Raw genomic sequence first — 11,938 nt, 5'->3', positions numbered from 1 at the left:
GTGTGATTTCCCCTAGCTAGGTGAACGTCCGAGGTGCGAATCCTCGGGAGCATCAGCCAACAAGGCTATCAGCCGATGGCATACGTCCTGGACGGACGTGTTGACGAGTGTCAGGTCGAATTCCTGCTCCGCCGCCATCTCGATCCGGCCGGCCGCCAGGCGGCGGGCGATGACGTCCTCGGGCTCGGTGCCCCTGCCACGCAGGCGCTTCTCCAGCTCGCCCCACGTCGGGGGGGCCAGGAAGACGAGCAGGGCCTCGGGCATGGTCGCGCGGACCTGCCTGGCGCCCTGGAGGTCGATCTCCAGCAGCGTGGGCACCCCGGCCTCAAGCTTCTCGATCACGGGGCCGCGCGGGGTTCCGTACCGGTTACCGGCGAACTCGGCCCATTCCAGCAGCTCGCCCGAGGCGGCGAGGCGGTCGAACTCCTCGTCGTCGGCGAAGAAGTATTCGACGCCGTGGGTCTCCCCCGGACGGGGCTTCCTGGTGGTCACCGAGACCGACAGCCACACCTGTGGGTGTGCCCGCCGAAGCTCGGCGACGACCGTGGACTTGCCGACGCCCGACGGCCCGGACAGGACCGTCAGGCGCTTACCTGCCGGGAGCCCGGGGAAGGCTCGCGCCCTCTCCGGACCTACGGCCGGGGATGTGGAGCGACCGGCCCCGCCCTCGGCGGTTGCCTCCGGAGTCCGACTCTCGTCGGACCACGACGTTGCGGTCACTCCAAACCCCCCGTGATGCCGTCCCCCATGCGGGGCGAGCGTGGTCGTATGAACCGAGATTAGCTCTCGGCCCCGCCGAACTCACGCTCGAGCGAAGCTCGCTGGTTCGTACCCAGACCCCGCACACGGCGGGACTCTGCGATGCCGAGCTTTTCCATGAGCTGCTTGGCGCGGACCTTGCCCACGCCGGGAAGCGACTCCAGAAGAGCCGAAACCTTCATCTTGCCGATGACGTCGTCGGCCTGCCCGTCTTTGAGCACCTCAGCCAGAGAGACCGCACCGTGCTTCAGGCGGTTCTTCACCTCGGCACGCTCTCGGCGGGCCTTGGCAGCCTTCTCTAGGGCTGCGGCGCGCTGCTCAGGGGTAAGGGGAGGAAGAGCCACGCCGGGTCACCTCGAATTTCCTGTCGATGTACTCGGACGGGATGGGAAACTAGCTGGTCATGGCGCTTCAAGCAACGTCAAGGCCACTTTATCCCCCTAGAAAATCTACTTCGTGACTTTGTGTGCGCGCCATGTCGCTTTCCGTCGACAAAACTGCTCTCATCGCCGAGTTTTCAGGGGTTGTCTCACCCGCGACGCCCGACGGTCTCCCACGCCTCCCGACACGCGAAACCGGCTGGTTTCCCGCATCGCCTCGCGCGCGGAGCCGGGTGGTTTCCGGCGTTACCCCACCCGCGACGCCCGGGGTCCGCGGACCCCCGTCCGCGACGCCCGGCGGTCTCAAAACCCACCCGCGACACCCGACGGCTTCCAAATCTTCATCCGCGACGCCCGGCGCTCTTCGAACCCGACCGCGACCCCGGCCGGCCTTCCGAACCACCTCACCCCTGAACGCCGGACGGATCCCGGACCGTCCCCACCCGCGAACGCCCGACGGAATCCGGGCCACCTCACCCGCGAACGCCCGACGGATCCCGGGCCGTCCTCACCCACGAGACCCACGAGCGCCCGACGGAATCCCGGCCGTATCCCGGCCGTCCTCAGGCGCGCTGCCCCGTGGCGGCCGAAACCCGCCGCAGGGCGGCGGCGATGCCCGCGGCCGTCGCGCCCGGGTCGGCGGAGCCGGTGATCGGGCGGCCGATCACGAGGAGGTCGGCCCCGTCTGCCAGAGCCTGCTCGGGAGTGGCCACTCTCGCCTGGTCCTGGCTCGCGGCGCCCGCGGGGCGGACGCCGGGGGTGATGAGGGTGATGTCGGGTCCGACCTCGGCGCGCACCGCGGCGACCTCGCGCGGCGAGCAGACGAGGGCCTGGGCGCCCGCGGCGACGGCCAGCGCCGACAGACGGCGCACCGCGTCCTCTGAGGGGCCCCTGACACCCATCAGGTCCAGGTCGGCCTCCGAGAGCGAGGTGAGCAGCGTCACCGCCGCGATCTGGGTGTGGGGCATCGCCTCCACGGCCGCCCGGATCATCGCGGGGCCGCCGGCGGCGTGGACGGTCAGGATGGCGGGCTTGAGCCTGGCGACGGCCCTCGCGGCGCCCGCGACGGTGTTGGGGATGTCGTGGAGCTTCAGGTCGAGGAAGACCCGCACTCCGCTCGCCCCACGGACGGAGGCGATCACGTCGGGGCCGTAGCGGAGATAGAGCTCCAGACCGACCTTGACGGTGGTGACGTGCGGGGTGACCATGCTCGCCCAGTGGGCCGCGGTCTCGAGGTCTGGCGCGTCCAGGGCGACGGCGATGGGTGCGGGCGTCACAGGGAACTCTCCTCAAGATCAATCCGATGCCGGGTGGACGCCCCCGGCGGGCGGTGGGCCAGCCCGACCGCGTCGGCCAGCCGGTGGAACCCCCGGGCCGCCAGAAGCTCCTCCAGCTCGCGGAGGATGCGCAGGCAGGCGTAGGGGTCGTGGAACAGCGCCGTCCCCACGGCGACGACACAGGCGCCGGCGAGGATGAGCTCGAAGGCGTCCCTGCCGGTGAGCACGCCGCCCATGCCGATGATGGGCACGCTGGGCAGGGCCGCGTGGACCTGCCACACGCAGCGTACGGCCAGCGGACGGATGGCCGGTCCCGACAGACCGCCGGTGACCGCCGCGAGCGTGGGGCGCATCGCCTCGGTGTCGATGCTCATGCCGAGCGGGTTGTTGATCATCGAGAGCGCGTCGGCGCCGCCGTCCACGCACGCGCGCGCGACGCTCACGATGTCCATGACGTCCGGGGAGAGCTTGGCCACCACGGGCACGTCGTACCGCATCACCGAGCGCACCGAGGCGATCACCTCCGCGGAGGCGGCGCCGTCGCGGGCGAAGACCCGGCCGCGGTCCTCGATGTTGGGGCACGACAGGTTGACCTCCACGGCGGTGACGCCGGGCGCGTCGGTGAGCCTGCGGGCCAGCGCGGTGTACTCGGCCACGGTGCCGCCGCCGATGGACACCACGGTCCGTACGCCCCGCTGCGACAGCCAGGGCAGCTCACGCTCCAGGAAGGCGTCCACGCCCGGTCCCTGGAGCCCGACGGCGTTGAGCATGCCCGAGGGCGTCTCGGCCATCCTCGGGGTCGGGCGGCCCGCCCTGGGGGCCATCGTGATCGACCGGGTGGTCAGCGCGCCGATCCTGGCCAGGTCGAAGAACTGGGCGAGCTCGGAGCCGGACGCCGCGCACCCGGCGGCCGTGGTGACGGGGTTGACCAGCTCCACGTGCCCCAGGTACGTCCGCATGTCAACCGGCATGCCGCGTTCCCCCACCGGGTGCTCCCAGCGCGTCGAACGGGATCGTGCCGACGTCGTCGAAGCGGACGCGCTCGCCCCTGAAGACCGGTCCTTCGACGCACGAGCGCACCATCCGGGTTACCCCGTCGTCCCCGATCACCGGCAGCACGCACGTCATGCACACGCCGATCCCGCACGCCATGCCCTCCTCGACGGCCACCTGGACGGGGATGTCGAACTCGACCGCCACCGCGGTGACGCCGCGCAGCACCGGCATCGGGCCGCAGGCGTAGACGGCGTCGGCCCGCACGTCGGCGATCACCCCCGGCAGCACGTCGGTCACCCGGCCGCGCATGCCCAGGGAGCCGTCCTCGGTGGTGAGCGTGGTGGTCTCCCCCATCCTCCTGGCGCGCAGGGCGCCGAAGACCCGGTCGGCGGAGACCGCGCCGAGGACGAAGTCGACGCGGCAGCCGCGCCCCTGCAGGGCGTCGGCCACGGTGAACAGCGTCGCCGCACCGTGCTCGGCACCGACCAGGACGCAGGTCACCGGGTCCCTCGGCAGCGGGAACGGGCGGCCGAGCGGGCCCACCAGGTCGAGGGTGTCGCGGGCGCGGCGCTCGGCGAGCCAGGCCGTGCCGGGGCCGCGCACGGAGAAGACGAACTCGACCGTACCCCCGTAGTCGGGCTTGACGTCGTGGACGAAGAAGGCGCGGCGCGTCAGCATCGACGTCCGGGCACCGCCGACGGCCACCCCGACGAAGTGGCCGGGCCGGAAGCGCTCGGCGATGCCGGGCGCCACCACGGTCAGCGCATGGTAGGCGTCGACGCGGCGCGTCGTCAGCACCGTGCCGGTCACCTGTACCGGGGTAACAGGCGTCTCCCTCACCTCCGCTAAGGCACCGGCCCGCTCCTCAGCCGCTCCGCAAACGCTTCGCGTGCTCCTGGAGTGACCGTACGCCGATGTCGCCACGGACGATCGCCTGGATGCCCTGTACGGCCGCGGCGAGCCCCTGGACGGTGGTGATGCAGGGGATGGCGCGCAGCACCGCGGCGGTGCGGATCTCGTAGCCGTCCAGGCGCGGCCCCGCCTGGCCTGGACTGCCGAAGGGGGTGTTGACGATGAGGTCCACCTCCCCGTCCAGGATGCGCCGGACGATCGTCTGCTCGCCTTCGGGGCCCGTCCCCTCGCTGTGCTTGCGCACGATCTTGGCATGGACACCGTTGCGGCGCAGCACTTCGGCGGTGCCCTCGGTGGCGAGGATCTCGAACCCGAGGTCGGCGAGCGCCTTGACCGGGAAGATCATGGCGCGTTTGTCGCGGTTGGCCACCGAGACGAACGCCCGTCCCTTGGTGGGCAGCGAGCCGTACGCGGCGGCCTGCGACTTGGCGTAGGCGGTGCCGAAGAACTCGTCGATGCCCATCACCTCGCCGGTGGAGCGCATCTCGGGGCTGAGCACGATGTCCACGCCGCGGAAGCGGTTGAACGGCAGCACGGCCTCCTTGACCGCGATGGGCGCGTCCAGCGGCATGGTGCCGCCGTCGCCGGTCGCGGGCAGCAGGCCCTCGGCGCGCAGCTCGGCCACCGTGGCGCCCATCATCACCCTGGCCGCCGCCTTGGCCAGCGGCACCGCCGTGGCCTTGGAGACGAACGGGACGGTGCGGCTCGCGCGGGGGTTCGCCTCCAGCACGTACAGGATGTTGGCGGACATGGCGTACTGCACGTTGAGCAGGCCGCGCACGCCCACTCCCCGGGCGATCGCCTCGGTGGCGGCGCGGATGCGCTTGATGTCGTAGCCGCCCAGCGTCATCGGCGGCAGCGAGCACGCCGAGTCGCCGGAGTGGATGCCCGCCTCCTCGATGTGCTCCATCACGCCGCCGAGGTAGAGCTCCTCGCCGTCGAACAGGGCGTCGACGTCGATCTCCACGGCCTCGTCGAGGAACTTGTCCACCAGCACCGGATGGTCGCTCGCCGCGCCGGCCTTGGCCATGTAGGAGGTCAGGGTGTCGTCGTCGTAGACGATGGCCATACCGGCGCCGCCCAGCACGTAGGAGGGCCGCACCAGCACCGGGTAGCCGATCTCCGCGGCGATGGCCAGCGCCTCCTCCTCCGTCACCGCGACGCCGTGCTTGGGCGCGGGCAGGCCCGCCTCGGCCAGCACCCTGCCGAACGCGCCGCGCTCCTCGGCGAGGTGGATCGACTCGGGCGAGGTGCCGACGATCGGGACCCCGGCGTCCTTGAGCGCCTGGGCCAGGCCGAGCGGGGTCTGGCCGCCGAGCTGGACGATGACGCCCACCACCGGACCGGTCTGCTGCTCGGCGTGGACGACCTCCAGGACGTCCTCCAGGGTGAGCGGCTCGAAGTAGAGGCGGTCGGAGGTGTCGTAGTCGGTGGAGACCGTCTCGGGGTTGCAGTTGACCATGACGGTCTCGTATCCGGCCGACGACAGCTCGAAGGAGGCGTGCACGCACGCGTAGTCGAACTCGATGCCCTGGCCGATCCTGTTGGGTCCCGAGCCGAGGATGAGGACCTTGGGACGCTCCCCGTAGGGGACCTCGGTCTCCTCGTCGTAGGTGGAGTACAGGTAGGGGGTCTGGGCGGCGAACTCGGCGGCGCAGGTGTCGACGGTGTTGTAGACCGGGCGGACGCCGAGCGCGTGGCGCAGGTCGCGCACCCGCGGCTCGGTCATGTCGCACAGCTCGGCGATCTGCACGTCGCTGAACCCGTACCGCTTGGCCCCGGTCAGCACCTCGGCGGTGAGCTGTGGCGCCTCGCGCAACTCGGCGGCCATCGCGTCGATCGCGAAGAGCTGGTCCAGGAACCAGGGGTCGACGGAGGTCGCCTCCGACAGCTCCTCGATCGTGGCCCCGGCGCGGATGGCCTGCTGCATGGTGAACAGGCGCCCGTCGTGCGGGACGCGGCAGGCGGCCAGGAGCTCGTCCTTGGGGCCGGGCTCCCCCGCCCAGGTGAAGGAGGCGCCCTTCTTCTCCAGCGAGCGCAGCGCCTTCTGCAGGGCCTCGGGGAAGGACCTGCCGATCGCCATCGCCTCGCCCACCGACTTCATGTGGGTGGTGAGGGTCCGGTCTGCGCCGGTGAACTTCTCGAACGCGAACCTCGGCACCTTGACCACGACGTAGTCGAGCGAGGGCTCGAACGACGCGGGGGTCTCCTTCGTGATGTCGTTGGGGATCTCGTCCAGGGTGTAGCCGATGGCGAGCTTGGCGGCGATCTTCGCGATCGGGAAGCCGGTGGCCTTGGACGCGAGCGCCGAGGAGCGCGAGACGCGGGGGTTCATCTCGATGACGACCATGCGGCCGGTGCGCGGGTCGACGGCGAACTGGATGTTGCAGCCGCCGGTGTCGACGCCGACCTCGCGGATGACCGCGATGGCCACGTCGCGCATGTTCTGGTACTCGCGGTCGGTCAGCGTGAGCGCGGGGGCGACGGTGACGCTGTCACCGGTGTGCACGCCCATCGGGTCGATGTTCTCGATCGAGCAGACGATCACCACGTTGTCGGCCCGGTCGCGCATGACCTCCAGCTCGTACTCCTTCCAGCCGAGGATGGACTCCTCAAGGAGCACCTCGGTGGTCGGCGAGGCGTCGAGGCCCGCCCCGGCGATGCGGCGCAGCTCCTCCTCGTCGTGGGCGAAGCCGGAACCCACCCCGCCCATGGTGAAGGAGGGCCGCACCACCAGCGGGTAGCCCAGCTCGTGCGCGGCGGCCAGGCACTCGTTCATGGTGTGGCAGACGAACGAGCGCGCCGACTCGGCGTTGAGGCCGCGCTCGGCGGCGACCTTGGCCACGATGCCCTTGAAGAGCTCGCGGTTCTCGCCCGCCTGGATGGCGTCGACGTCGGCCCCGATCAGCTCGACGTCGTAGCGGTCCAGGATCCCGGCCTCGTACAGGGAGATCGCGGCGTTCAGCGCGGTCTGCCCGCCCAGGGTGGGCAGCAGCGCGTCGGGCCGCTCCTTCGCGATGATCTTCTCGACGATGTCGGGGGTGATGGGCTCGACGTAGGTGGCGTCGGCGAACTCGGGGTCGGTCATGATCGTCGCCGGGTTGCTGTTGACGAGGATCACGCGGAAGCCCTCGGCGCGCAGCACTCGGCAGGCCTGGGTGCCCGAATAGTCGAACTCGCAGGCCTGGCCGATCACGATCGGCCCTGAGCCGATCACCATGATCGACTGGATGTCCGTACGCTTAGGCACCCTTGCTTCCCTCCGTACTCATGGTCGCGCTCGGCTCCTCGCCGGCTCCGCGGACGCCTCGTCCCTCGCCGGCCACTCCGCCCGCTCGTCCCCTCGACCGCTCCGCACTCATGGTCGCGCTCGGCTCCTCGCCGGCCGTTCGCCGTCCGCCCGCCATCAACGCGCAGAAGTCGTCGAACAGGCCGGCCGAGTCGTGCGGGCCCGCCGCCGCCTCGGGGTGGTACTGGACGCTGAACGCCGGGCGGTCGAGCAGCCGCAGCCCCTCGACGCAGTCGTCGTTGAGGTTGACGTGGCTGACCTCCGCCGGCCCGTACGGCGTGTCGAACACGCCCTCCAGCGGTGCGCGTACCGCGAAGCCGTGGTTGTGCGCGGAGATCTCCACCTTGCCGGTGCCCCGGTGCTGCACCGGCTGGTTGACACCCCGGTGGCCGTAGCGCAGCTTGTAGGTGCCCAGCCCGAGCGCCCGTCCGAAGAGCTGGTTGCCGAAGCAGATGCCGAAGAACGGCACGCCCGCGTCGAGGACGCCGCGAAGCGCCTCGACCTGGCCGTCGGCGGTGGCGGGGTCGCCGGGACCGTTGGAGAAGAACACCCCGTCGGGACCGATCGCGAGGATCTCCTCGGCGGTGACGGAGGCGGGCAGCACGTGCACCTCGCAGCCGCGCTCGGCCATCCGGTGCGGCGTCATCGCCTTGATGCCGAGGTCGACGGCGGCCACGGTGAACCGCTTGGGACCGATCGCGGGCACGACGTACGGCTTCGGGGTGGAGACCTCGCCCGCCAGGTCGGCGCCCTCCATCGCGGGGCTGTCCAGCACCCGCTCCAGCAGCTCCTCGACCGGCGCCAGGGCCTTGCCGGAGAAGACCCCGGCCCGCATCGCCCCCCGCTCCCGCAGGTGGCGGGTGAGGGCGCGGGTGCCGGTGATGGCGATGCCGACGACGCCCTGCTCCTTGAGGTAGTCGTCCAGGGAACGGTTGGAGCGCCAGTTGGAGGCCACCCGGGCGGGCTCGCGGACCACGTATCCGGCCACCCACACCCTCGACGACTCCGGGTCCTCGTCGTTGACCCCGGTGTTCCCGATGTGGGGCGCGGTCATCGCGACGATCTGGCGGTGGTACGACGGGTCGGTCAGCGTCTCCTGGTAACCGGTCATCCCGGTGTTGAAGACCATCTCGCCGAAGGTCTCGCCCTCGGCGCCGTAGGGGGTCCCGTGGAAGACGCGCCCGTCTTCCAGGACTAGCACTGCGGTCACTCACACACCCCGATCATCTCGGTTACAGCTCCGCGAAGTATGAAATATCCGGCACGTTGGGTCGCCGCCCCGCCGCCGGAAGGGACACCCTCGTGTCCTCGGGAGGAACCCCCACGCCTCGGCGAGGGAGAGGAGAGGCCGTCGGGGGCGGCGCCCGCGACGGTCCGGGCTCGGCGGACGAGGCCCCTCACGTGAGCTTTCCGTCCAGGACGGTCGGCCGGCCGCGCAGGAGGGTCGCCACGACACGGCCCGGCAGGGTGAGGCCCTCGTAGGGCGTGTTACGGCTTTTTGAAGCGTAGCCCCCGGGGTCGACCGCGGCGCGCACCGACGGGTCGTAGAGGGTGATGTTGGCCGGGGCCCCGACCTCGATCGGCCGCCCCTGGCCCTGGAGCCTGCCGATCCTGGCGGGGGCGACGGACATGCGCTCGGCGACACCCGCCCAGTCGAGCAGACCCGTGTCCACCATCGCCTCCTGAACCACCGCCAGCGCCGTCTCCAGGCCGATCATGCCCATCGCCGCGGCGGCCCACTCGGTCTCCTTGTCCTCGACCGGGTGCGGGGCGTGGTCGGTGGCCACGCAGTCGATCGTGCCGTCGGCCAGGGCCTCGCGCAGCGCCTCGACGTCCTCGCGCGTGCGCAGCGGCGGGTTCACCTTGTAGATCGGGTTGTAGGAGCCGACCGGGGAGTCCTCGACGAGGTCGTCGGTGAGCAGCAGGTGGTGCGGGGTCACCTCGGCGGTGACGTCCCAGCCCTTGGACTTGGCCCAGCGGATGATCTCCACGGAACCGGCCGTGGAGACGTGGCAGATGTGCAGGCGCGAGCCGACATGGGCGGCGAGCAGGCAGTCGCGGGCGATGATCGCCTCCTCGGCGACCGCGGGCCACCCGGTGAGGCCGAGCCGCCCCGAGACCGCGCCCTCGTTCATCTGCGCGCCCGCGGTCAGGCGCGGCTCCTGGGCGTGCTGGGCGACGACGCCGTCGAACGCCTTGACGTACTCCAGGGCGCGGCGCATGAGCACCGCGTCGGAGACGCACCTGCCGTCGTCGGAGAAGACCCTGACCCGCGCGGTGGAGTCGGCCATCGCGCCGAGCTCGGCGAGGCGCTCGCCGCCCAGGCCGACGGTGACGGCGCCGACGGGGTGCACGTCGCAGTGGCCCGCCTCCTGCCCCAGGCGCCAGACCTGCTCGACGACGCCGGCCGTGTCGGCGACCGGCTCGGTGTTGGCCATGGCGTGTACGGCGGTGTAGCCGCCGAGGGCGGCGGCGCGGGTGCCGGTGTCGACGGTCTCCGCGTCCTCGCGGCCCGGCTCGCGCAGGTGGGTGTGCAGGTCGACCAGGCCGGGCAGGGCGATCAGCCCTTCCGCCTCCACGACCTCGCCGCCGGACAGTCCCCGGCCGATCTCCACCAGCAGGCCGTCGCGGACCAGGATGTCGACCGGCTCACCGCCGAGGATCCTGGCGCCCCTGATGACGATGCCGTCACGCGTGGCCCCGATGCGGTCGTTCATCAGATCTCTCCTCGGAGGTCGGCGCCGCCAAGCAACAGGTACAGGACGGCCATGCGTGCGGTCACACCGTTGGCGACCTGCTCGACGATCGTCGAGCGCGGCGAGTCGGCCACCTCGGCCGCGATCTCCATGCCCCGGTTCATCGGGCCGGGGTGCATCACGATGGCGTGTTCGGGCATCTTGGCGACGCGGTCGCGGTCGAGCCCGTAACGGCGGCTGTACTCCCGCTCGGTGGGGAAGAACGCCGCGTTCATGCGCTCGCGCTGCACGCGCAGCATCATCACCACGTCGGACTTGGGCAGCACCGCGTCGAGGTCGTAGGAGACCTCGCACGGCCAGGAGCCGACCTGGACCGGGAACAGGGTCGGCGGGGCGACCAGGGTCACCTCGGCGCCGAGCGTGGCCAGCAGCAGCACGTTGGAGCGGGCCACCCTGCTGTGCAGAACGTCGCCGACGATGGTGACCCTCCTGCCGTCCAGCGGGCCCAGGCGGCGGCGCATGGTGAAGGCGTCGAGCAGGGCCTGGGTGGGGTGCTCGTGGGTGCCGTCTCCGGCGTTGACGACGCTGCCGCGCACCCAGCCGGCCAGCCGGTGCGGCGCGCCCGAGGCGCCGTGGCGGATGACGACGGCGTCGGCGCCCATCGCCTCCAGGGTGAGCGCGGTGTCCTTGAGCGACTCGCCCTTGGAGACGCTGGAGCCCTTGGCGGAGAAGTTGATGACGTCGGCCGACAGTCGCTTGGCGGCGGCCTCGAAGGAGATCCTGGTCCGGGTGGAGTCCTCGAAGAAGAGGTTCACCACCGTGCGGCCCCGCAGGGTGGGGAGCTTCTTGATGGAACGTTCCGAGATCTTCGCCAGCTCGTCGGCGGTGTCCAGGATGAGCAGGGCGTCGTCGCGGGTCAGGTCGGCCGCGGAGATCAGGTGGCGTTTCATCGCTCGTCCCCCTTCAGCAGCAGGACCGCGTCGCTGCCGTCGTTCTCCTCCAGGTAGACCTTGACGATCTCGGACTTCGACGTCGGCAGGTTCTTGCCCACGTAGTCGGGGCGGATGGGCAGCTCGCGATGACCCCGGTCGACCAGGGCGGCGAGTTGCACGGCCTGCGGGCGGCCCAGGTCGTTGAGCGCGTCGAGCGCGGCGCGGACGGTGCGGCCCGAGTAGAGGACGTCGTCGACGAGGACGACCACCCTGCCGTCGATGCCGTCGGCGGGCAGCTCGGTGCGGCCGAGCGCGCGGGCGGGCCGCAGCCGGAGGTCGTCGCGGTACATCGTGACGTCGAGGGAGCCCACCGGGACCGAGCGGCCCTCGAACTGCTTGATGTGGGCGGCCAGCCGGCGGGCCAGGTGGACGCCGCGGGTGGGAATGCCCAGCAGGACGACGTTCTCACCGCCCTTGGTCCGCTCAAGGATCTCGTGGGAGATGCGGATGAGGGCCCGGTTGATGTCGGGCTGTTCGAGGACGGCGCGGGCGCCGCCCTGTGCGTGCGGCAGCGCACGCGAAATGGCCTCTGCCAAGGAGGAACACCACCTTTCCCGCCTCACGGGACGGGTCTTAAAGGAAGTCAACGACCTCAAGGTACCAGCTCGGTGACGGTTCGCCCGAACAGGGGTCCGCT

10 protein-coding genes are annotated in these 11,938 nt (G+C 71.3%); all 10 read right to left on the bottom strand.

What is annotated here, in order from left to right:
• Nucleotides 1-12 precede the first annotated feature (12 nt).
• The gene (gene gmk, locus ABT352_RS28615) at nt 13-585 is read right to left on the bottom strand and encodes a guanylate kinase (RefSeq protein WP_350948144.1); all 573 of its coding nucleotides are present in this window, start codon (nt 583-585) and stop codon (nt 13-15) included.
• Nucleotides 586-779: 194 nt separating this feature from the next.
• Nucleotides 780-1,103, bottom strand: coding sequence for an integration host factor, actinobacterial type (gene mihF, locus ABT352_RS28610; protein WP_350948044.1), 324 nt, complete (start codon nt 1,101-1,103; stop codon nt 780-782).
• A gap of 599 nt (nt 1,104-1,702) precedes the next feature.
• Nucleotides 1,703-2,416, bottom strand: coding sequence for an orotidine-5'-phosphate decarboxylase (pyrF, locus tag ABT352_RS28605; protein ID WP_350948043.1), 714 nt, complete (start codon nt 2,414-2,416; stop codon nt 1,703-1,705).
• Nucleotides 2,413-3,387: a dihydroorotate dehydrogenase gene (locus ABT352_RS28600; protein WP_350948042.1), complete on the bottom strand. Its 975-nt coding sequence runs from the start codon at nt 3,385-3,387 to the stop codon at nt 2,413-2,415. Before ABT352_RS28600 ends, pyrF begins: the two co-directional genes overlap by 4 nt.
• Nucleotides 3,377-4,252, bottom strand: a complete 876-nt coding sequence (locus tag ABT352_RS28595; RefSeq protein ID WP_389769027.1) for a dihydroorotate dehydrogenase electron transfer subunit — start codon at nt 4,250-4,252, stop codon at nt 3,377-3,379. The genes ABT352_RS28600 and ABT352_RS28595 overlap by 11 nt, the downstream gene beginning before the upstream one ends.
• Before the next feature lie 25 nt (nt 4,253-4,277).
• Nucleotides 4,278-7,574 carry a carbamoyl-phosphate synthase large subunit gene (gene carB, locus ABT352_RS28590; RefSeq protein ID WP_350948040.1) on the bottom strand — a complete coding sequence of 1,099 codons (3,297 nt, stop codon included), beginning with the start codon at nt 7,572-7,574 and terminating at the stop codon, nt 4,278-4,280.
• Nucleotides 7,567-8,823 (bottom strand): glutamine-hydrolyzing carbamoyl-phosphate synthase small subunit, encoded by a 1,257-nt coding sequence (gene carA / locus ABT352_RS28585; protein WP_350948039.1) that lies wholly within the window; start codon nt 8,821-8,823, stop codon nt 7,567-7,569. Before carA ends, carB begins: the two co-directional genes overlap by 8 nt.
• Before the next feature lie 187 nt (nt 8,824-9,010).
• Nucleotides 9,011-10,330, bottom strand: coding sequence for a dihydroorotase (locus tag ABT352_RS28580; RefSeq protein WP_350948038.1), 1,320 nt, complete (start codon nt 10,328-10,330; stop codon nt 9,011-9,013).
• Nucleotides 10,330-11,259 (bottom strand): aspartate carbamoyltransferase catalytic subunit, encoded by a 930-nt coding sequence (locus ABT352_RS28575; RefSeq protein ID WP_350948037.1) that lies wholly within the window; start codon nt 11,257-11,259, stop codon nt 10,330-10,332. The genes ABT352_RS28580 and ABT352_RS28575 overlap by 1 nt, the downstream gene beginning before the upstream one ends.
• Nucleotides 11,256-11,837: a bifunctional pyr operon transcriptional regulator/uracil phosphoribosyltransferase PyrR gene (gene pyrR / locus ABT352_RS28570; RefSeq protein WP_350948036.1), complete on the bottom strand. Its 582-nt coding sequence runs from the start codon at nt 11,835-11,837 to the stop codon at nt 11,256-11,258. The genes ABT352_RS28575 and pyrR overlap by 4 nt, the downstream gene beginning before the upstream one ends.
• Nucleotides 11,838-11,938: the final 101 nt, after the last annotated feature.

It is taken from the genome of Streptosporangium sp. NPDC000563 (assembly GCF_040299985.1).
Classification (GTDB): Bacteria; Actinomycetota; Actinomycetes; order Streptosporangiales; family Streptosporangiaceae; genus Streptosporangium.
The sequence above is the reverse complement of the archived record's forward strand: the minus strand, read 5'-3'. Positions and strand labels throughout refer to the sequence as shown.